Consider the following 20,888-nt stretch of genomic DNA (forward strand, 5'->3'; position numbering starts at 1 on the left):
GTGCGCACCACCGTCTGATCACTTATTCTCTCTCTTGATCACCGGCACGGCTCACCAGCGAACGACACTGGGCTCCAGCCTGCGCTGGAGCGACGAATTTGAGGGCAACGCTCTTGCAACCTATGCGACTGGCTGCCAGAATCACTATCATTGTTGAAGCTGTCGCTCAAATCTTTGCGTCCGCATGCGCGTATTTCAACGTGAAAACTTAATATCGTCGCTCCTGCGCAGGCAGGAGGCTACCGGGCTGGTGTTCCAGCGGCTTTCGTGGATTAGGAGGGATGTTCGCTTATGAGCTAATAAAGTATGTGCAGAAAAACAAGCCTTAGTCCTGATACGACTGATGATGTCGGAGATGAAGAGGATTCGCATGACCATGCTGGTTACTCATACCGGACATGAATCACGAACTTATAGACAATAAAAAAGGAGCTTACGCTCCTTTTTATTTAGCAAATGCAAATTGCGTATAGTTACTTAGAATGCGTACCCAGCCTTCAACACCGCAAAATTCACACCAGGATTTGGATGTTTAACGCCACCATTTGAATAATGCTGGATCTTGAAGCTCAAATCCCAGCCGTCTTTGGTGACATAACCGACGCCGATATGGTCACCGAACTGGAAGTTGGTCGAAAAATGGCGGCTGTTGTTGTCATAGATTTCTGACAGCATGTGCAAGCCTATGCCGGCTTCGCCATAAACACCTTTTTTGCTATCATTTTGAAAGCGGAAGACGGGAGTAACGCCTATATCTGCCAAATTCTGTGTGCCGCCCTTGCCTTCGAAATTACTGCCACGCCATTGCGCAAGGGTATAGTCCCAGTAGCCGCCGACGTGTGTGCCATTGGAGGAAAACCATTGGTTGGACCAGGCGGATTGCAAGCCAAGGCGCAGCATCTTGGTTTTATTTCCAGTGGCAAATTCCAGAGAAACAGTATCAATGGCGAATACGGATGAACTGGCGCACATGGCAGTGACGGCAACGGCAATTAAAGATGAGATACGCAGGCGCATAAAAAGGGCTTTCAGGTGAAAATAAGGAATCAATGGGACACTAATATAAAACCGCAGCCCCTATTGTAGCAATGTCTTGCAATGCGCTGCTAAGAGCTAGCGTTTACAATTAAGTTCCGACCATCATATCCGCATTAAAGGATCAGTGTGAAGACAGTATCTGAAACAAATATCGCTTTTCTGGGCACTGGTTTAATGGGTAAGCCCATGGCGCGCCGCTTGTTACTTGCAGGGTATCCAGTGACAGTATGGAACCGTACCCGCGCAAAAGCAGAAGCGCTCACAGCAGATGGCGGTATCGTGGCCGAAACGGCCTTGCTGGCAGTCCAGCAATCCCATGCGGATATCGTGATTACCATGCTGGAAGATGGCGGCGCTGTGGCAGGTGTGATCGCACAAATCCTGCCAGCCTTGCGCGCCGGGAGTATCGTTATCGATATGAGTTCCATACAGCAATCGCAGGCACAAGCGTTGCATGCCTTGCTGCAAACACAGGGTGTGCATTTTATTGATGCGCCAGTTTCTGGCGGTGTCATTGGTGCGGAAGCGGGCAGCCTGGCCATCATGGCGGGTGCGGAAGAAGCAGATTATCTAGCGGCGGTACAGGTATTGTCTGCCATGGGCAAGGCACAACGCGTGGGTGGCCCAGGTACAGGGCAACTGGCCAAACTCTGTAATCAACTGATAGTTGGCGCAACAATTAATATCGTGGCCGAGGCTTTATTGCTGGCACAGGCAGGTGGTGCCGATCCCGCAGCGGTTCGCCAGGCATTGCGAGGTGGATTTGCCGAGAGCCGTATACTGGAAGTGCATGGTCAGCGCATGCTGGACAGGACTTTCATGCCTGGTGGGCAGGTCAAAAGCCAGGCCAAGGATATGGAAAATATCCTGATCGCTGCAAAGCATGCGGGCGTTGATTTGCCGATCACCAAACTGGTGACGGATGTCTATCGCAGCTTGCTGCCCGTTTATCCGCATGCTGATCATTCTGCGGCTTTGCTGGCACTGGAACATAAGAATCCGGGTAAGCGCTTGAGTGACAAGCAGGATATATTGCCAGAGTAGGAATGAATCTTTGCTGATGCGCAGAAAAACAGCATTTGTGTATCGGTAGCCATAACAGACTCTGGAATAAGATAGATGCAATAGACGGGCGCAATGCTTGATGCAGTACTAAGTGAAGAAGCAACACAGTAGTAAGTAAATAACTGAACCAGGATTACTATGAGCAGCAATATCGTCAAAGCCGTATGCCCGCATGATTGCCCCGACACATGTGCCCTGCACGTGACAGTAGAAAACGGCGTCGCTACTTCAGTCAAGGGTGATCCCTTGCATCCGACGACAGCGGGCGTACTGTGTACCAAGGTATCGCGTTATACAGAACGTACTTACCATGCTGACCGTCTGCTTTATCCACAAAAACGCATAGGTAAAAAAGGTGAGGGCAAGTTTGTCCGTATCACCTGGGAAGAAGCGATTGCGACCATCGCTGAAAAACTCAAGCCGCTGGCTGCCAGTAATCCTCTGTCCATTCTGCCCTATAGTTATGCTGGCACCATGGGCCTGGTGCAGGGCGAGAGCATAGCAATGCGCTTCTTCAACAAGATTGGTGCTTCATTTTTGGACCGCACGATATGTGCGACAGCAGGTGGTGTTGGCTATAAATATACGGTAGGTACGCGGCAGGGCGCTGACATAGAACATACCCAGAATGCCAAACTGATTATCATGTGGGGCGGCAATCCTATAGCCTCTAATTTGCATTTCTGGATGCGCGTGCAAGAGGCCAAGCGCAATGGTGCAAAGCTGATCGCGATTGATCCTTACCGTTCACTGACTGCTGAAAAATGCCATCAGCATATTGCCCTGTTGCCGGGTACTGATTCTGCCCTGGCGCTCGGTCTCATGCATGTCCTAATACGTGAAGACTTGCTCGATCATGATTACATCGCAGAACATACCCTGGGCTTTGAACAATTGCGTGAACGGGTTGCAGAATGGACACCAGAGCGCGTCGCTGAGGTATGCGGTATCAGCGCCGATGAAGTCGTTCAACTCGCCAAAGAATATGGCGAATGCGGCAAGCGTGGTGAAGCTAGTATGATACGCATGAACTATGGCGTGCAAAGGGTGCATGGTGGCGGCATGTCAGTGCGCAATATCGCCTGCCTGCCTGCGCTGACAGGTGCCTGGCGTCATGCTGCTGGCGGCACGCAATTGTCGATGTCAGATGCCTTCCCCAAAAATACGGCAGCCTTGCAAAGACCGGATTTATTCCCCGAAGGTTTCCCTCGCCGCACCATCAATATGAGCACCATAGGTGATGACTTATTGCGTGAAGCCTCGGCAGAATTTGGCCCCAAAGTTGGGGCGGTGATCGTCTATAACTCCAACCCTGTCGCCATCGCGCCTGAGTCTTCCAAAGTCGCACAAGCCTTTGCGCGTGATGACCTGTTCACAGTGGTGATGGAACACTTCCAGACTGATACCGCAGACTATGCTGACATCTTGCTCCCAGCGACGACACAACTGGAACACACGGACATTCATAGCACCTATGGCCATCTGTACATGATGGCGAATAATCCTGCGATTACTCCTCTTGGTGAAGCCAAACCGAATACCGAGATTTTCCGTTTGATTGCCAGGGCCATGGGTTTTGACGATGCCTGTTTTGTAGACAGCGATGATGATATCGCCGCACTGGCCTTCAATAAAAATCATGCACATGCCGTGCACTTCGACTGGTCTTCATTAAAGAAAACCGGTTGGGCAAAACTGAAGGTAGCAGACGCGCCGTTTGCCAATGGCGGCTTTGGTACACCATCCGGTAAATGCGAGTTTTATAGCGAGACCATGAAGCGCGATGGGCTGGACCCTTTGCCCGCTTACATCGCTCCCTATGAATCAGTTGCATCGAATGCAGAACTGGCAGCACGCTACCCGCTGGCCATGATATCTCCACCTGCCCGCAACTTTTTGAATTCCACCTTCGTCAATGTGCAAAGCCTGCGTGATACCGAGGGTGAACCGCATCTGGACATACATCCGCAAGATGCCAGCAGCCGCCATATTGTCCAGGGCGACAAGTTGAGGATATTCAATGACAGGGGCAGTTTTGAAGCAGTTGCCCGCGTCACTGACAAAGCCAGGCCGGGCCTGGTGGTGGGCTTGTCGATCTGGTGGAAAAAACTTGCGGATGACCACAAGAATGCCAATGAAGTTACCAGCCAGCGCCTGACCGACATGGGCGGTGGCCCCACTTTCTATGATTTGCTGGTGCAAGTTGAAAAGTGCATACCAGCACCAACTGCCATAGCAACTACCGCAGCCTGATTTAACCTCATCACCATCAGCACCCTCATCACAATAATCACCATTTAAAAAAACCACCGGAAAACAGCCTGTCACACTTGTGACGGGCAGGTGTTGTTGCATATCAAAAACAGTCTAAATTATTTCAAACCGAATTTGTTGCACTGCGGAATTCACCTAGAGGATGCTTTCAAGTAAGCTTTAAATCGCTTGCTTTAGCCGAACTTAGCCGATAGCATCGAAACTAGGAAACCCATGTCTTTCATACTTGTCTTTGTATTATCGCGAGCTGCGTAATTATGCTTGATGATGCGTGATGAAATATGCAAAGCAAGATGTGCAAGGCAAAGGCATAAAACAACAATCACAGGAGACGGAGAAGATATGGATAAAATTTGGCTGAAAAACTATCCTGCAGGTGTACCGGCAGAAATTGATATCAACCAGTATCAATCCCTGGTGCAAATGCTGGACGAGTCATTTCAGAAGTATGCTGCGCGTGATGCCTATGCCTGTATGGACAAGCGTATTACCTATGGCCAGCTCGATACCATGTCCAGGCAACTGGCCGGCTGGTTGCAAAGCAAGGGCCTGAAAAAAGGCGCACGCGTTGCCATCATGATGCCAAATGTCTTGCAATATCCTGTTGTCATGGCGGCGGTTCTGCGTGCCGGTTACACCGTGGTTAACGTCAACCCGCTATATACCCCGCGTGAGCTTGAGCATCAACTCAAGGACTCTGGTGCAGAAGCCATTTTCATACTCGAAAACTTTGCCACCACACTGGAACAGGTACTCAGCAAAACCGCAATCAAGCATATCGTTGTTGCCAATATGGGCGAAATGCTGGGCGGTTTGAAAGGAACTATCGTCAATTTTGTCGTGCGCCATGTCAAAAAAATGGTACCGGCATTTTCCTTGCCGAATGCTATCCGCTTCAATAAAGTGATGTCCGAGGCTGCAGGTACTCGTTTCACACCTGTGACGACTACACATGATGATGTGGCCTTCCTGCAATATACCGGCGGCACTACCGGTGTCTCCAAAGGTGCGACGCTCTCACATAAAAATGTCGTTGCCAACATCCTGCAAAACGATGCCTGGCTGTCACCCAGCATGGCCGGTCACACCGATGAACAGAAAGTCATCGTTTGTGCCTTGCCGCTGTACCACATCTTTGCGCTGACTGTCTGCAGCCTGCTTGGTACCCGCATCGGTGCCTTGAATTTGTTGATACCCAATCCGCGTGATATTCCTGGCTTCATCAAGGAACTGGGTAAATACAGAGTGAATATTTTCCCTGCGGTAAATACCCTGTATAACGGCTTGCTGAACAATTCAGGCTTTGCTGCACTGGATTTCTCAGGTTATGAGATATGCAGTGGCGGTGGCATGGCCGTGCAAAAAGCCGTGGCCGACAAATGGCTGGCAACCACTGGCTGCGCCATTGCCGAAGGCTATGGCTTGTCCGAGACTTCACCTGTTGCCACTGCCAACCCGGCTGATACCAAGGTATTTTCCGGCACCATAGGCATGCCTATTCCTTCTACAGAAATAGCCATCCTGGATGATGATGGCAACCCGGTTGCTTTGGGTGAACGCGGTGAAATTGCCATCCGTGGTCCGCAAGTCATGGCTGGTTACTGGAACCGTCCTGAAGAAACTGCCAAGGTCATGACGGTAGATGGTTTCTTTAAAACCGGTGACGTTGGCATCATGGATGAACGCGGTTATACCAAGATTGTCGATCGCAAGAAAGACATGATCCTGGTATCTGGTTTCAATGTCTATCCTAATGAAATTGAAGAAGTCATCGTCATGCATCCAGGCGTGCTGGAGTGTGCCTGCGTTGGTGTGCCGGATGAAAATTCTGGTGAAGCGGTGAAATTGTTTGTCGTGCGCAAAGATCCAGCATTGACAGTCGATCAGCTCATGGATTATTGCAAGGAACAATTCACTGGTTACAAGAAACCAAAGTACATCGAGTTCCGTACCGAGTTGCCTAAGACTAATGTGGGCAAGATTTTGCGTCGCGAATTGCGTGACGAGAAAAAGGCCTGAGCACCTCGCTCTTGATACTAAAAAGGAAGGCATTGCCTTCCTTTTTTTATTGCACACCTTAGCTTGGCAACTACGCGACGACCACACCCGTTCTGCCATCTTCAACAACAAAACTCCTGAGTGTGGAAATACCGGAATCTGCTTTCGCCACATCATCCAGCGCCAGGAAATGTGTCTGTATCCTGGTCGGTGAAAGATCAAGCAGCATGAATCCACGTTTTTCACTGCGGCCATATTTGATATGCGGGTTTTGTGCCACATATTGCTCAGTGCGCTCTTGCGGGCGTGAGCTTGAGGTCACCGACGTGCCGCAAAATTCTGTCGCCAGTATGGGGTTGCTGGCAGATGCCTTGCTGTAAAAATCGCGCTTCAGATTAGCTGCATAAAAGGTATGGACATCACCAGAAATCACGACAGGATTTGCAGGCTTGTGCTTTTGCAGGTCATCCATCAGGCGTTGGCGGGCAAGGGGATAACCGTCCCAGCCATCGGTCCAGAATTTGCCATCACCATCCTGATTGACGACAGTCTGGCTAGATTGCGCCATCAGTGTTTGCTGGGTCAGCATATTCCATTTCGCAGTTGAACTGGCAAAGCCGCGTGCCAGCCATCTCTCCTGTTCCATGCCCAGCATGGTATGGCTTGGGTCGAGTCGCTCACTGCATTCTGCATTGGTGACAGAATTCGAACCACCGCGGCCAGGCTTGGCACACACCTGGTGCGAGCGGTATTGCCTGCTGTCGAGTACATGGAAGCGCGCCAGCCTGCCCCAGTCGTACCGTTCATAAATACGCATATTGACGAAGTCGGTATGGCCAGCATGCAGACGTACCGGCATATGCTCATAAAATGCCTGGTAGGCAGCTGCACGGCGCAGCATGAAGTTTACGTCCAGACGTTCGTCCCTGTCATTCGCGTAATCGTTGGCGATCTCGTGATCGTCCCAGGTGACTATCCATGGTGCTGCATGATGGGCAGCCTGCAATTGCGGATCGGTCTTGTACTGTGCATAACGGGCACGGTAATCAGCCAGGCTGAAACTCTCTATATCACGGTTGCGCGGCTTGCCAGGGTGGCGCAAGTCATAAGGCCCCCACTCATAAATATAATCTCCCAGAAATGCCACCAGATCAGGATTGCTGGCAGCAATATGCCGGTGCGCCGCATATTCACCAAACTCCCAGTGCTGGCAAGACGCCACGGCCAACCGCAGATTGACGTTCAATGCATCGGCCGCCGGTGCCGTATGAGTGCGGCCTACCGGGCTGACTGCATCGCCCAGCGTGAAGCGGTACCAGTACCAGCGATTTGGCAGCAGGCCAGTGACATCCACATGCACGCTATGCGCGAGTTCAGGCAAGGCATGGGTTTCACCTTTGCCGGCAATGCGGTTGAATTGCTCGTCCTCGGCAATTTCCCAGCGCAGTTTATAGGGGATGGCGGGCAGGGCGGCTGCATTCAGTGGCTCAGGCAGCAGGCGTGTCCACAAGACTACGCTGTCATGCCGCGGCGAGCCTGAGGCTACCCCAAGGCTGAAAGGATAAACACTGCTGCGCTCGGCGGCAAAACCGGGAAAAGCCTGGGACAGTGCAGCAAAAGTAGTGAATTGCAGGGACTGCTGTAAAAACGAACGGCGTGATAACTTCATACCAATGCTCAGCCCACCTTGGTGATTTCTTCCAGTGGCGGAATCTGGCGCGGTTTGCGGTCATTGCCTGTGGCAACATAAGTCAGCGTTGCTTCAGTGACTTTGACGGTCGAAGCCTGCAAGCGGTTACGCTCGGCATAGACTTCTACCGATACCGTGATCGAAGTATTGCCGACCTTGACGACTTCTGCATAAAACGACAACAGGTCGCCAACGAATACCGGTTGCTTGAACAAGAAAGAATTTACTGCGATGGTGGCAACACGGCCATTGGCCCGGCGTGCCGCAGGGATGGCGCCGGCAATATCGACCTGTGACATGATCCAGCCGCCAAATACGTCGCCATGCACATTGGCATCAGCAGGCATGGGCATGACCCTGAGGGTGGGCATGTGGGCTGGCAAGCCGTTGGAAATTTGTTCAGTCATAATAATTTTGCAGAATAGAATGAGTAGGATGAGTAGAAGGTGGTCAGGCAAATCTTAAACCAGATTTAATGCAGACTGAGCAAAGCAAGTGGCTTGCCAGCGACTTACAGGGTGATATATTGTGAAGTTGATGACAATGTAGTAATTTCATGAGCCAGAATAGAGCAGACTGGCTGGCACGGCCGCCGATTTTGGTGGGAAAACATAAAGAACAGGCAATGGAAGTAAAACACGAAGAATTAAGACTGCTCGACGATGTAGTCTTGCGCACGGTAGCCAACCCTACAGCCAGCCATTGCTGGCACCAGATGGTCGATTTGATGCGCCGTCATGCTACTCCGGCGCTGACGCTGCAGCTCGAGCAATTCCTGCTGGCGAATGTCACTGCCAGCGGCTTGCCCGGGTTTTACCGTGCTACTTTCCTCGACATGCTGACTGGCAGGCCAGAATATTTGCAACAGGCCGGACAAATTGCCCTGAGTCTGCAACCCTTTGATGCCGACCGCATGGTCACGTTTTTGCAATACAGCTGGCAAAGAGTCTTGCTCGATATTCCTGGGCGTCAGGCTTTTCAGCAAAGGCTACAGGAACTGGCCCTGCCTGCGATTGCCGCCAGTCTTAACTCGTGGATATGGCAGCAGGTGCAACCCGCGCAGGTGTTGAAACTGCGTGTCATCAACGAAGTTCGCAAGGTAGCCCTGATCGCACCCTTTGTCAGCAATATTAAGCACCCACCTACCTTGATGGCCTTGCAGCAGGCAGAAAACCTGCGTCAGCTTGGTTATGAAGTCGTGCTGTATTCAGCGCAAGAAATGCTGGGGCCAGACTTCAAGCATTATCTCGGCAGCCATTCCTATACACCCGAGCCGCAATTCGTGACTGCTGGATGGGATAAATACCTGGGGCAGGGCGGGCAAGTCATGACCGGTGATACACGTTTTTCGCTGCTGCAAAGATGGAAAAGCCTGCTGGGTTCGCTTGCCGCATTTGATCCTGACCTGATCATGTTTGTTGGTTTGTATGCAGGGTTGGCGGCAGCAACTTATCCGGCACGCCCGGTACTTAGTCTGGGTATCAACTCCCTGTCGCCGATGTCACCCGCCGATGTATGGTTGACCGCGCAACAAGACTTGCATCACCTGCAGGCTTCGCAATGGAGCGCTGCCTTCCCAGCCAGCCAGGCTTACTACCACTCTTATCGTGTGCAAAGACCAGAGATCAAGAGCAATCACACACGCGCATCTCTGGGGCTGGCACAAGACAAATTGCTACTGATCACGCTCGTCAATGAAAGTGAATCAAGGATACAGGGTGCATGGGCCAGGGCCATGCTACAAGTATTGCATGAACATCCCCAGGTGCAGTGGCTGATCATAGGTGGCAATGGTGCCATGCCGACAGCCTTGCAGGCAGCAAGTGCGGAGCAGGTAGGCTGTATCGCCTTTTGTGCAGATGCTGTCAAATACCTGGCATGCAGCGATATCTATATCAACCCACCCATGATGGGCGGTGGTTTTGCCGTCGCAGAAGCAATGGCCCTGGGCTTGCCAGCACTGAGTTTACAGGGCTCGGACGGTGGAGATAAATTGGGTAATGCGGCACAGGCAAACTTGCAGGAATATTTCCAGACGCTGATATTGTGGTTAAACAATCCTGATGCCAGGAAAAGCGCAGGTCAGGCCATGCAAAAGCACTTTGATGATTACCTGGATTTGAGCAAGGCGGCCGCCAGTTTGCGGGGGGCTTGCGAGCTGGCTTTACAGCGTTTTCATCTCAGGATGGCAGCACAGACTTCTTGAATCTGGCAGGGTTGCCGACCATCAGCGCACCCGCATCAACATCGCTGATTACGACAGCGCCAGCACCGATAAAGGCGTGCTCGCCTATGCGCAGGCGTTCTATCAGGGTCGCACCGATAGCGACAGTGACGCTATGCCCTATGCGCGATAATCCACCGACATTGCTGCCTGGCTGTACCCGCGAAAAAGCACCAATATGGGTATCGTGCCCTATGGTGACACCCCGGTTCACAAAGACATGGCGACCCAGTACGGCACCGGGGCCTATCACGCTATTCGCACCAACAAATACACCAGGCGACAGTGTTGCCAATGGTGATACAAAGGCACGCGGGTGTATCAGGGTATGGAATTCCAGGCCAGCATGGTGCTGCAGGATGTCCTGCTCCAGTGCATTACGGGTGGGAGTGGTCGGCCCTAGCAGATACAGTTCATCCTCAGCAGGGATGAAATCAGCCAGATTGATGATTTCAGGTGTCGCGCCACATTGTGCCCATCCGGTTATCCGGTCTTGCAGGGGGATGTCGCGCTCGCCTGGTGTTTCTGGCAAATGCAAAACAATTTTCGATACAGTGAGGCTCAGGGCCAGGGCGCAATCAAACAAGTCAGACAAAATATTGCTGCTGCCAAAAATCACGAGTTTATTCTTGTTCATATTGAGTCTTGTCGCTTTGTACGTGGAGCATTCCCGCCACAGTATACCTGCGTGGTGGTGACGAAATGTAAATTGTACGATAGCCAGAGAGCAGTGGCCGATGAACATCTGATTTATGGCCTATAATTTTCCTTATGCAGTTTTTGCATGATGTGTTGTTCTCTCTGTCGCCTGCCAGATACTGAGGCGATTTTGTTGAATTGCCAATTTACGTCAGTACTGGCCGTGTCAGTTCTGACAAGCCCATTCAACCTTCATACGAGTACATCTTTAATGCGACGCCGAGAATCCGTTCGTAATCCTGTCAGTAATCCTTCTTCCTCTGCTCCGGTTGGCAATCCTGCCCAGCGCGGCGACTGGTCCACCGTCAAAACCCTGCTGCCGTATCTGTGGGCCTATAAGTGGCGGGTTTTGCTGGCACTGACTTTTCTGGTATCGGCCAAACTGGCCAATGTTGGTGTGCCACTGATCTTGAAAAAGCTGGTCGATAGCATGACCATCAGCCCCGCTCATCCGGCCGCTGTCATGGTCCTGCCAGTGGCATTGCTGATCGCCTATGGTGCACTGCGCTTATCGACTACACTGTTCACAGAATTACGCGAGTTCGTGTTTGCCAAAGTCACGCAAAGGGCAGTGCGCACGATAGCCTTGCAAGTGTTTCGCCACCTGCATGCCCTGTCTTTGCGCTTCCACCTGAATCGGCAAACCGGTGGCGTTACACGCGATATTGAGCGCGGTACCAGGGCGATATCCTCATTGATTTCTTATGCCCTGTTCAGCATCGTTCCTACCTTGCTGGAAATTACCCTGGTCCTGATTTATCTGAGTACCCATTACGATAAATGGTTCAGTGTGATTACCGCGACGGCACTGGTGACCTATATTGTATTCACCATTGTCGTGACCGAATGGCGCACGCATTTTCGCCGTACCATGAATGAGCTTGATTCCAAGGCACACACCAAGGCCATTGATTCGCTGCTCAACTATGAAACGGTAAAGTATTTTGGCAATGAAGAATACGAAGCCCAGCGTTATGACGTAGGCCTGAAAAGTTTTGAAACAGCTGCCGTCAAATCGCAAAGCAGCCTGTTCTTGCTGAACACCGGGCAATCGATGATCATCGCCACTGCCGTGACCCTGATACTGTGGCGCGCAACCCAGGGCGTCATCGATGGCACCATGAGCCTGGGTGACCTGGTGCTGGTAAATGCCTTCATGATACAACTGTATATTCCCCTGAATTTTCTGGGTGTCTTGTACCGTGAAATCAAGCAAAGCCTGGCGGATATGGAAAGGCTGTTTTCCCTGCTCGACCAGAACCGCGAAGTGGCTGATGATGCCGCTGCACAAGCGCTGCAGGTGCACCATAAAAATGGTGCAGAAATACGCTTCCAGCATGTGAATTTCAGCTATGAAGAAAAGCGCCAGATTTTGTTTGATGTAGATTTTACGATTGCCCCCGGCACGACCACTGCGGTGGTCGGCCATAGCGGCTCTGGCAAATCGACATTGTCACGTTTGCTATTCCGTTTTTACGATATTCAGTCCGGCCATATTTCCATCGATGGACAGGATTTGCGCAACGTCACACAGGCCTCGGTCAGGGCGGCAATAGGCATCGTGCCGCAAGACACAGTGCTGTTCAATGACACCATAGAATACAACATCGCCTATGGCAAACCGGGGGCGAGTAAAGAAGAGATTATTGCGGTTGCCAAGGCTGCCTATATCCATGATTTTATCGAGTCGCTGCCGGATGGTTATGACAGCATGGTTGGTGAGCGCGGTCTGAAATTATCAGGCGGTGAAAAACAGCGCGTGGCGATTGCGCGCACCTTGTTGAAGAATCCGTCCATCCTGATTTTTGATGAAGCCACATCAGCACTTGATTCTCAGTCCGAGCAATTGATACAGGCACAATTGAAAGACATCGCGCGCAGCCGCACCAGTCTCGTCATCGCCCACAGATTATCGACGATTGTCGATGCGCAGCAGATACTGGTCATGGACAAAGGCCACATCATAGAACGCGGCACCCATCATGATTTGCTGGCTCTGCACGGTGCTTATGCGCGCATGTGGGAAAGGCAGCAAAGCAAGAAAAAGGATATGGCTGAAGATGATGACGAAGCCGATGAAATTGAACTCGTGAGCGCATAAAATGGAAACCAAGTGGCTGGAAGATTTTGTATCCCTGGCAGAGACCAACAGCTTTAGCCGCTCTGCAGAATTGCGCCACGTGACGCAACCGGCTTTTTCGCGCCGCATACAATCGCTGGAAGCCTGGCTGGGCAGCGACCTGATAGACCGCACTTCTTACCCGACAAGGCTGACACATGCGGGTGAAGTTTTTTACGAGCAAGCCATTGCCATGCTGGGGCAAATCAATAATGCCCGCGCGCTGTTGCGCGGCAAGCGCACTACCACGCAAACCACGGTGGATTTTGCTGTCCCGCATACCTTGTCGCTGACTTATGTGCCGCGCTGGCTGACAGGCCTGGATCAGGCCTTTGGTGAAATCAACAGCCGCCTGCTGGCGTTGAATGTGCATGATGCCGTCATGACCCTTGTGGAAGGTGGTTGTGATCTCATGCTCTGCTATCACCATCCGCGCCAGCCACTCTTGCTTGACAGCAGTCAGTACGACATGATCAGCATGGGCACAGAGACTGTGCGCGCCTACACGCGTTGCGACAAACATGGCGTGCCTGAATTGCGTTTGCCAGGGACAGAAAAAACACCATTACCCTTTTTGGCCTATGCCAACAATGCCTATCTGGGTCGCATGGTAGATCTGATTTTGAATGACACCCGCCAGCCTTTGCATCTAGAAAAATGCTATGAAACCGATATGGCAGAAGGCCTGAAAATGATGGCGCTGGAAGGCCGTGGCGTGGCTTTTTTGCCTGAGTCTGCCGTGACCCGCGAAGTCAAGCAAAAGCAGCTGGCCCGCGCCGATGATGGCAGTGGTGCCTGGGAAGTGAATATGGAAATCCGCCTGTACCGTGAACGACCATCCATACAAAGACCGGGCAAGGCCATCGTTTCGCGTTTGTGGGAATATCTGGAACAATTGCAGACCGAGGAGAGCCAGAGTAAAAACCGGCAAGGAAAGAGCCGCCGCAGTAGTTAATCTTCTGTGCGGATTCTGCTTGGATTCAGCGCGGATTCTTCACGGGTTTGCCAAATTGAAAACATCAAGAGGGGAGTACGGTAGCGGGCCAGGGCATCAGGCCGAACATATCATAAGGCCACTACATGGTTATGCATTTCATGCATAGATACATGCAAACAAAGCATTGGCTGATCTCAAAGCGAAAAGACTACTATGCGTCTGCTTTCAGCACGGGTGAAAGACCTGTCTGAAAATGCAAGATTTGCAAACCAGTTCAAACCAAATTCAAGAGGTCATATAATGTCCACCCAGCACCAGATACCGTCTTATCTTACCCCGACTGAGACCGGTCCTTGGTCAGTTTACCTTGAGCAAATTGATCGTGTTACTCCTTACCTTGGCCATCTGTCGCGCTGGGTAGAAACCCTGAAGCGCCCCAAGCGTATCCTCATCGTTGACGTGCCTATCGAACGTGATGACGGCAGCATTTCCCATTTCGAAGGTTACCGTGTACAGCACAATACTTCCCGTGGCCCGGGCAAGGGTGGTGTGCGTTTCCATCAGGATGTGACGCTGTCAGAAGTGATGGCTTTGTCTGCCTGGATGACGATCAAGAACTCTGCAGTGAACGTGCCTTACGGTGGTGCAAAAGGTGGTATCCGCGTTGATCCAAAAACCTTGTCACGCGGCGAACTGATGCGCATGACGCGTCGTTACACCTCTGAAATCGGCATCATCATTGGCCCGGACAAAGACATCCCGGCACCAGACGTGAACACCAATGAGCAAACCATGGCATGGATGATGGATACCTATTCCATGAATGAAGGCCGTACTGCTACTGGCGTCGTCACAGGCAAGCCTATCTCCCTAGGTGGTAGCCTGGGCCGTCGTGAAGCGACTGGCCGTGGTGTATTCGTGGTCGGTAGCGAAGCTGCAGCCAAGCGTGGCATGAGCATTGCCGGTGCAAAAATTGCCGTGCAGGGTTTTGGTAATGTAGGTGGTATCGCTGCCCGTTTGTTCGCAGAAGCAGGTGCCAAGATTGTGGCTGTGCAAGATCACGGTGGCACGATCTTCCATTCGAATGGTTTTGATGTCAACAAACTGCTGGATCATGTGGCAGCCAAAGGCAGTGTTGCCGGTTTTGAAGGCATAGAAGCTGTTTTGCCAAATGATGAGTTCTGGGCCGTGAACTGCGATATCATGATCCCGGCAGCATTGGAACAACAGATCACGCTGAAAAACGCTGACCAGATCCGCGCCAAAATCATTCTCGAAGGCGCGAATGGCCCGACCACACCAGAAGCAGATGACATTTTGCGCGACAAAGGTGTATTGGTGGTACCAGACGTGATCGCCAATGCCGGCGGTGTAACCGTGTCTTATTTTGAATGGGTACAGGATTTCTCCAGCTATTTCTGGTCTGAAGATGAAATCAACCAGCGTCTGACCCGCATCATGAAGGAAGCTTTTAATTCTGTATGGCAGGTGACAGAAGACAAAAACGTCTCCTTGCGTACAGCAGCATTTATCATCGGTTGCTCCAGAGTGTTGCAGGCACGTGAAGTTCGCGGCCTGTATCCATAATCTGGAATTGTAATAAGCTATTGATCACCTATGCTGATAGGTGGATAGGTGATCAATCATGCGAACTAGGCGTGATGCGATGTGGATTTGGCTAAAGAAAGGCCATATTTGCGTCGCATACGCATTTATTTCGTTTGATTTCGTATAAAGCCAGTTTACTGAGGCGGTTTATTGAGTGAGGGCGTGGTAAGGACATGTGGGGCAGCTCAACGCATGTGCTGCAGTTGAATATATCAGTGTCATCAAGGCTTAGTTTAATCCGGTTAAGGTGGTGCAAGAGTATGGAACAATAATTGCATACTTGTTTTTGAAATCTTTGCAAGAGTGAATTGTCAAAAAACCCGAATAATATTTTGTTAAATGTGAATTTTTCTGTTGAATTTTGTTGGGCTTTATCATTACCATCCTGAATTAAGTTCAAAGGGGGATCATATGAAAGTTTCGAAATGGATAGTAAAGGCTGGCTTGCCCTGTGCGCTGGTCCTGTGCTCCTCGCTTTCATTAGCCGCGGATACCCTTGCACGCATCAAAGAGACGCACACGATGACCATCGCGCACCGTGAAGCGTCTTTTCCATTTTCTTATCTTGGTGATGACAAGAAGCCCATCGGCTATTCCATGGACATTTGTCTGAAGCTGGTCGATGCGATTAAAAAAGAACTCAAGCTGCCCCAACTCAACGTGAATTATGTTCTGGTGACGGGCAGCACACGTATTCCTGCCATTGCTGAGGGCAAGGCTGATCTGGAATGCGGCTCCACCACCAATAATGCCGAGCGCCGCAAGCAGGTCGCCTTCACTATTCCACATTTCTTTGCTACCGCAAAAATGATAGTCCGGACTGATTCCGGTATCAAAAACTGGACTGATCTCAAGGGTAAAAAAGTCGTGACCTCCAAGGGGACGACGACCGTCAAGCTGCTTAATGACCGTGACAAGGTCAGGGGCCTGGATTTGAAATTGCTGGAAGGTGCTGATCATAATGAGTCCTTCGGCATGGTAGAGAGTGGTGCAGCAGATGCCTTTACCGTTGATGACGTGCTCTTGTACGGGCAACGCGCCAATGCCAAAGACCCCAGCAAGTTCGTTGTGGTAGGTGATTCATTATCTACCGAGCCGTATGCCATCATGCTGCGCAAGGATGATCCTGCATTCAAGAATCTGCTGGACCGTGAAATGGCGCGCTTGATGAGTGATGGCGAAGTCACCAAACTGTATGACAAGTGGTTTCGTAAGCCTGTGCCCCCAAAAGGGGCAAACCTGAACATGCCGATGAATTTCCTGTTGCGTGACAATATCCGCTTCCCTACGGACAAGGTTGCGGATTAACAGGTGGTTCCGTGTTTGCCAGCAGGTAGGGAGAGTATTGCGGTGGTGGAATTTATCTGATCTGTTAGCAGTGATGGCTGTCTAATTTTTTAGCAACATATAAGTAGTAATACGTATTAAACCGACTGAAAAAAACGGTAATTTGCTGAGGGTTTTTGTTAAACTCAAAGCCATGATTTTTTGATTTAACTTTTTGGAGACAGTATGAAATTTTCGAAATTGTTGGTAGCTTTGGTTGGCGCTGGTCTGGTAGCTGGTGCAGCACAGGCGCAGGAAACTGGTACGCTGAAAAAAATCAAGGATACAGGAACCATCACCCTGGGCGTGCGTGATTCCTCCAACCCTTTTTCTTACCTGGACGATAAGCAGTCTTATCAAGGTTATTCCATCGACCTGTGCATGAAAATTGTGACAGCGGTACAAAAACAACTGGGTTTGTCTTCCCTGAACGTCAAAATGAATCCGGTGACTTCTGCTACCCGTATTCCTTTGATGGCCAATGGCACGATTGATCTGGAATGCGGTTCTACAACCAATAACGTAGAGCGTCAAAAACAGGTGGGTTTTGCACCGACCACTTTTGTGACAGCCAACCGTATTCTGTCTAAAAAATCTTCTAACATCAAAACTCTGGCTGACCTCAAAGGCAAGGCTGTGGTATCGACTTCCGGTACTTCCAACCTGAAACAGCTGACACAGCTGAATGCAGACCAGAACCTGGGCATCAATATTTTGCCAGCCAAAGATCATGCAGAAGCTTTCCTGATGGTAGAAACTGGCCGTGCAGTCGCATGGGTCATGGATGATATCCTGTTGGCGTCACAAGTATCCAACTCAAAAAATCCAGCTGACTATGAAATCAGCAAGGAAGCACTGTCGGTTGAGCCATATGGCATCATGCTGCGTAAAGACGATGCTCCATTCAAGAAAGTAGTTGATACAGCGATAGGCAATGTACTGACTTCGGGTGATGTTAACCGCATCTACCATAAATGGTTCATGCAACCTATCCCACCTAAAGGTATCGCTTTGAACTGGCCTATGTCTGACCAGCTCAAGGCAGTGGCCGCCAAGCCTACTGATTCAGGTGAACCTTCTGCTTATGCTGTTGTTCCAGAGGCTCAAAAAGCCGTATTGAACAAAAAGAAAAAATAAAACTTAGCAAGGCAAGGTAGTCCGATAAAACGGGGGGATGCACCTCCCGTTTTCTTTTACAAGGCAGGCAATAACTGGCCTTGTCAAAGCGGACGCAAAGCGCTGTACAGGAGGAGAATATGAATTACAACTGGAATTGGAATATCTTTTGGGACACCGCGCCCGATGGAATGGGGACCTATCTTGAGTCCCTGATTTCTGGCCTGAAATGGACGCTGGCGACAGCGGGTCTGGGCTGGATGATTGCTTTGGCATTGGGCCTGGTGATAGGAACATTGCGCACAGCGCCAAACAAATGGGTAGTCAGGCTGGCAAATGCCTATGTGGAATTATTCAGGAACATTCCACTGATCGTGCAAATGTTTCTCTGGTACTTTGTCTTCCCTGAAGTCTTGCCTGAAGCATGGGGCACGGCACTTAAACAATTACCGAATGCACCTTTCGTCACGGCAGTACTGAGCCTGGGGTTTTTTACTTCAGCCAGGGTGGCGGTACAGGTATCAACGGGTATCAATGCTCTGCCACGTGGTCAGAAAATGGCGGGGACAGCACTGGGTTTGACACTGCCACAAACTTACCGCTATGTGCTGTTGCCGATGGCATTTCGCATCATTATTCCTTCATTGATCAATGAAGTGGCGGCGATCATCAAAAACAGTTCGGTGGCTTTGTCCATAGGTTTGATAGAACTGATGGCAAGTACACGTTCCATGCAAGAAATGTCTTTTAAGACTTTTGAGGCTTTCAGTGCTGCCACCATCATCTATTTGATCGTGTCTGTGATTGCGATCCTGATGTCGAATTTGTTGGAAAAGAAACTGCGCGTACCAGGTTTCATTACTTCTGGTTCAGCCAATAGTGGAGGGCACTAAACATGGGTAATTTTGATTTTGATGTCATTCAGCGTTCCTGGGTGTATCTGTTCCAGACCGGCATGGTGTTCACACTGAAGCTGACCTTCCTGGCAATGACAGGCGGTATCATCATCGGTACTTTATTGGCGATGATGCGTTTGTCCAGCAACAAGCTGATCAATCTGTTCGCCTCCGGTTATGTCAACCTGATGCGCTCTATACCTCTGGTATTGGTGCTGTTCTGGTTTTATTTCCTGGTGCCTTATATCGGTGCCTGGGTAATTGGTTCAAATGAGCCTGTGGCCGTGGGTGCTTTTTCTTCTTGCCTGATCACCTTTGTCATGTTTGAGGCAGCTTATTACTGCGAGATCATGCGTTCAGGCATACAGTCCATACCGCGTGGCCAGATCTGGGCTGGTTATGCCATGGGCATGAACTACTGGCAAACCATGGGTAATATTGTCTTGCCTCAGGCATTCCGCAATATGATCCCTATATTGTTTACCCAAACCATCGTTTTGTTCCAGGACGTGTCGCTGGTATCGATCTTGTCCATTCCTGACTTTTTTGGCTCTGCAGCCAAAGTGGCACAGCGTGATGGCCGTCTGGTGGAAATGTATTCCTTCGCAGCGGTTGTTTATTTCATCATGTGCTTTGGCTTGTCCGCGCTCGTGAAGAGGTTGCAAGCAAAAGTGGCGATCATACGTTAAGAATATTGTGGAGATTTGAAATGATTAAATTGAATAATGTCAGTAAATGGTATGGTCAGTTCCAGGTGTTGACTGACTGCACGACCGAAGTGTCCAAGGGTGAAGTCGTGGTTGTTTGCGGCCCTTCCGGTTCTGGTAAATCCACTCTGATCAAGACCGTCAATGGCCTTGAGCCTTTCCAGAAAGGTGAGATCACGGTAGAGGGTGTTTCTGTTGGCGACCCTAAAACCAATTTGTCCAAATTGCGCGCACGCATAGGCATGGTGTTCCAGAACTTTGAGTTGTTCCCGCATCTGTCGATACGCCAGAACCTGACTATCGGCCAGGTCAAAGTGCTCGGACGTTCAGAAGAAGAAGCGACTGAGCGTGGTCTTAAATACCTTGACCGCGTCGGTCTGATTGCCCAGAAAGACAAATTCCCTGGTCAGTTGTCCGGTGGTCAGCAACAGCGTGTAGCGATTGCCCGCGCCTTGTCCATGGACCCGATCGCCATGCTGTTCGATGAACCAACTTCTGCGCTTGATCCTGAAATGATCAATGAAGTGCTGGATGTCATGGTAGGCCTGGCGCAAGAAGGCATGACCATGATGGTGGTTACGCATGAAATGGGCTTTGCCAAGAAAGTCGCAAATCGCATCGTGTTTATGGATAAAGGCGCGATCGTCGAAGATTGTTCCAAGGATGAATTCTTTAACAATGCCCGCTCGGAACGTGCCCGTGACTTCCTGAATAAAATCATCCACTAATACCTGGTTAATACCTGGTTAATACCTGACTTTCAATACATTGCATCATGGCATTTGCTTGAAATTTGCCCTCTGGTTTGATGTTTGATTTGAAAAGCAGCCCTGAATTCAGGGCTGCTTTCATTTTATGGGCTTGCTCTCTGTAAAACAGTGGGAATTGTGATTTCCGTCACAGGTAAAAGAGTCCTGCCGTGCTAATCTTTCATCGCTAAAAAATGCACTGACACAGTGACAGACAGTCACTTGATTATTTTATCTTCGCATTAAGAACAATTTATCAAGAACAATTTATCAATAACAATTAATAAACAGGACAACACGCAATGGCCAACTCAGCAGCTGATATCCAAAAGCTTTACATCGCATACTTCAACCGCCCAGCAGACCCAAATGGTCTGGCTTACTGGATGGCTCAAGGTTTCACACTGAACCAAATCGCCGACAGCTTCTCCAAACAAGCAGA

Annotated in this window: 16 protein-coding genes; 12 read left to right on the top strand and 4 right to left on the bottom strand. The window is 50.3% G+C overall.

Going from position 1 to position 20,888, the window contains the following annotated elements; all coding sequences use genetic code 11:
• Positions 1 to 477: 477 nt before the first annotated feature.
• A complete protein-coding gene (locus ACO0LI_RS29775; RefSeq protein ID WP_422954515.1) occupies positions 478 to 1,017 on the bottom strand; it encodes an acyloxyacyl hydrolase in 540 nt (179 codons plus the stop codon).
• Between the two features lie 147 nt (positions 1,018 to 1,164).
• On the opposite strand from ACO0LI_RS29775, the gene ACO0LI_RS29780 reads away from it, so the two are divergent.
• The 3 genes from ACO0LI_RS29780 to ACO0LI_RS29790 all read left to right on the top strand — a co-directional run bounded on the left by ACO0LI_RS29780 (position 1,165) and on the right by ACO0LI_RS29790 (position 6,396).
• Entirely contained in the window at positions 1,165 to 2,082 is a 918-nt protein-coding gene (locus tag ACO0LI_RS29780; protein WP_423037477.1) for an NAD(P)-dependent oxidoreductase, read from the top strand.
• Between the two features lie 159 nt (positions 2,083 to 2,241).
• Positions 2,242 to 4,356, top strand: a complete 2,115-nt coding sequence (locus ACO0LI_RS29785) for a molybdopterin-containing oxidoreductase family protein (protein ID WP_423037479.1) — start codon at positions 2,242 to 2,244, stop codon at positions 4,354 to 4,356.
• A 363-nt stretch (positions 4,357 to 4,719) separates the two neighbouring features.
• Complete coding sequence (locus tag ACO0LI_RS29790) at positions 4,720 to 6,396, top strand: long-chain fatty acid--CoA ligase (RefSeq protein ID WP_423037481.1); 1,677 nt, start codon at positions 4,720 to 4,722, stop codon at positions 6,394 to 6,396.
• A gap of 70 nt (positions 6,397 to 6,466) precedes the next feature.
• On the opposite strand, the gene ACO0LI_RS29795 is transcribed toward ACO0LI_RS29790, so the two are convergent.
• Both ACO0LI_RS29795 and ACO0LI_RS29800 read right to left on the bottom strand, forming a co-directional pair.
• Positions 6,467 to 8,044 (bottom strand): alkaline phosphatase D family protein, encoded by a 1,578-nt coding sequence (locus ACO0LI_RS29795; RefSeq protein WP_423037483.1) that lies wholly within the window; start codon positions 8,042 to 8,044, stop codon positions 6,467 to 6,469.
• Between the two features lie 8 nt (positions 8,045 to 8,052).
• Positions 8,053 to 8,472, bottom strand: a complete 420-nt coding sequence (locus ACO0LI_RS29800; RefSeq protein ID WP_422954476.1) for an acyl-CoA thioesterase — start codon at positions 8,470 to 8,472, stop codon at positions 8,053 to 8,055.
• A gap of 149 nt (positions 8,473 to 8,621) precedes the next feature.
• On the opposite strand from ACO0LI_RS29800, the gene ACO0LI_RS29805 reads away from it, so the two are divergent.
• Positions 8,622 to 10,271, top strand: a complete 1,650-nt coding sequence (locus ACO0LI_RS29805; RefSeq protein WP_423037485.1) for a glycosyltransferase — start codon at positions 8,622 to 8,624, stop codon at positions 10,269 to 10,271.
• On the opposite strand, the gene ACO0LI_RS29810 is transcribed toward ACO0LI_RS29805, so the two are convergent.
• A complete protein-coding gene (locus tag ACO0LI_RS29810) occupies positions 10,246 to 10,926 on the bottom strand; it encodes an acetyltransferase (RefSeq protein WP_423037487.1) in 681 nt (226 codons plus the stop codon). The genes ACO0LI_RS29805 and ACO0LI_RS29810 overlap by 26 nt on opposite strands.
• A 273-nt stretch (positions 10,927 to 11,199) precedes the next feature.
• Here ACO0LI_RS29810 and ACO0LI_RS29815 point away from each other — a divergent pair, with 273 nt between their 5' ends.
• From ACO0LI_RS29815 to ACO0LI_RS29850, 8 genes are all read left to right on the top strand, one after another.
• Entirely contained in the window at positions 11,200 to 13,089 is a 1,890-nt protein-coding gene (locus ACO0LI_RS29815; protein ID WP_423037489.1) for an ABCB family ABC transporter ATP-binding protein/permease, read from the top strand.
• Between the two features lies 1 nt (position 13,090).
• Positions 13,091 to 14,062, top strand: a complete 972-nt coding sequence (locus ACO0LI_RS29820) for a LysR family transcriptional regulator (protein ID WP_423037491.1) — start codon at positions 13,091 to 13,093, stop codon at positions 14,060 to 14,062.
• Between the two features lie 282 nt (positions 14,063 to 14,344).
• Positions 14,345 to 15,631, top strand: a complete 1,287-nt coding sequence (locus tag ACO0LI_RS29825; protein ID WP_423032038.1) for a Glu/Leu/Phe/Val family dehydrogenase — start codon at positions 14,345 to 14,347, stop codon at positions 15,629 to 15,631.
• A 432-nt stretch (positions 15,632 to 16,063) separates the two neighbouring features.
• The gene (locus tag ACO0LI_RS29830) at positions 16,064 to 16,960 is read left to right on the top strand and encodes an amino acid ABC transporter substrate-binding protein (protein WP_422954482.1); all 897 of its coding nucleotides are present in this window, start codon (positions 16,064 to 16,066) and stop codon (positions 16,958 to 16,960) included.
• Positions 16,961 to 17,164: 204 nt separating this feature from the next.
• Positions 17,165 to 18,115 (top strand): transporter substrate-binding domain-containing protein, encoded by a 951-nt coding sequence (locus ACO0LI_RS29835; RefSeq protein WP_422954483.1) that lies wholly within the window; start codon positions 17,165 to 17,167, stop codon positions 18,113 to 18,115.
• A gap of 119 nt (positions 18,116 to 18,234) precedes the next feature.
• Positions 18,235 to 18,987, top strand: a complete 753-nt coding sequence (locus tag ACO0LI_RS29840) for an amino acid ABC transporter permease (RefSeq protein ID WP_422954484.1) — start codon at positions 18,235 to 18,237, stop codon at positions 18,985 to 18,987.
• 2 nt (positions 18,988 to 18,989) lie between these two features.
• Complete coding sequence (locus ACO0LI_RS29845; RefSeq protein WP_423037493.1) at positions 18,990 to 19,679, top strand: amino acid ABC transporter permease; 690 nt, start codon at positions 18,990 to 18,992, stop codon at positions 19,677 to 19,679.
• 20 nt (positions 19,680 to 19,699) lie between these two features.
• Positions 19,700 to 20,425: an amino acid ABC transporter ATP-binding protein gene (locus ACO0LI_RS29850; RefSeq protein WP_422954486.1), complete on the top strand. Its 726-nt coding sequence runs from the start codon at positions 19,700 to 19,702 to the stop codon at positions 20,423 to 20,425.
• Positions 20,426 to 20,888 lie beyond the last annotated feature (463 nt).

Origin of the sequence: Undibacterium sp. Tian12W, assembly GCF_049339405.1 — a bacterium.
Classification (GTDB): domain Bacteria; phylum Pseudomonadota; class Gammaproteobacteria; order Burkholderiales; family Burkholderiaceae_D; genus Undibacterium.

Coding starts and splice junctions, on each gene's coding strand:
- ACO0LI_RS29835 (WP_422954483.1), top strand. CDS start 17,165: ATGAAATTTTCGAAATTGTTGGTAGCTTTGGTTGGCGCTGGTCTGGTA.
- ACO0LI_RS29775 (WP_422954515.1), bottom strand. CDS start 1,017: ATGCGCCTGCGTATCTCATCTTTAATTGCCGTTGCCGTCACTGCCATG.
- ACO0LI_RS29800 (WP_422954476.1), bottom strand. CDS start 8,472: ATGACTGAACAAATTTCCAACGGCTTGCCAGCCCACATGCCCACCCTC.
- ACO0LI_RS29805 (WP_423037485.1), top strand. CDS start 8,622: ATGAGCCAGAATAGAGCAGACTGGCTGGCACGGCCGCCGATTTTGGTG.
- ACO0LI_RS29830 (WP_422954482.1), top strand. CDS start 16,064: ATGAAAGTTTCGAAATGGATAGTAAAGGCTGGCTTGCCCTGTGCGCTG.
- ACO0LI_RS29815 (WP_423037489.1), top strand. CDS start 11,200: ATGCGACGCCGAGAATCCGTTCGTAATCCTGTCAGTAATCCTTCTTCC.
- ACO0LI_RS29820 (WP_423037491.1), top strand. CDS start 13,091: ATGGAAACCAAGTGGCTGGAAGATTTTGTATCCCTGGCAGAGACCAAC.
- ACO0LI_RS29850 (WP_422954486.1), top strand. CDS start 19,700: ATGATTAAATTGAATAATGTCAGTAAATGGTATGGTCAGTTCCAGGTG.
- ACO0LI_RS29825 (WP_423032038.1), top strand. CDS start 14,345: ATGTCCACCCAGCACCAGATACCGTCTTATCTTACCCCGACTGAGACC.
- ACO0LI_RS29785 (WP_423037479.1), top strand. CDS start 2,242: ATGAGCAGCAATATCGTCAAAGCCGTATGCCCGCATGATTGCCCCGAC.
- ACO0LI_RS29810 (WP_423037487.1), bottom strand. CDS start 10,926: ATGAACAAGAATAAACTCGTGATTTTTGGCAGCAGCAATATTTTGTCT.
- ACO0LI_RS29790 (WP_423037481.1), top strand. CDS start 4,720: ATGGATAAAATTTGGCTGAAAAACTATCCTGCAGGTGTACCGGCAGAA.
- ACO0LI_RS29845 (WP_423037493.1), top strand. CDS start 18,990: ATGGGTAATTTTGATTTTGATGTCATTCAGCGTTCCTGGGTGTATCTG.
- ACO0LI_RS29795 (WP_423037483.1), bottom strand. CDS start 8,044: ATGAAGTTATCACGCCGTTCGTTTTTACAGCAGTCCCTGCAATTCACT.
- ACO0LI_RS29840 (WP_422954484.1), top strand. CDS start 18,235: ATGAATTACAACTGGAATTGGAATATCTTTTGGGACACCGCGCCCGAT.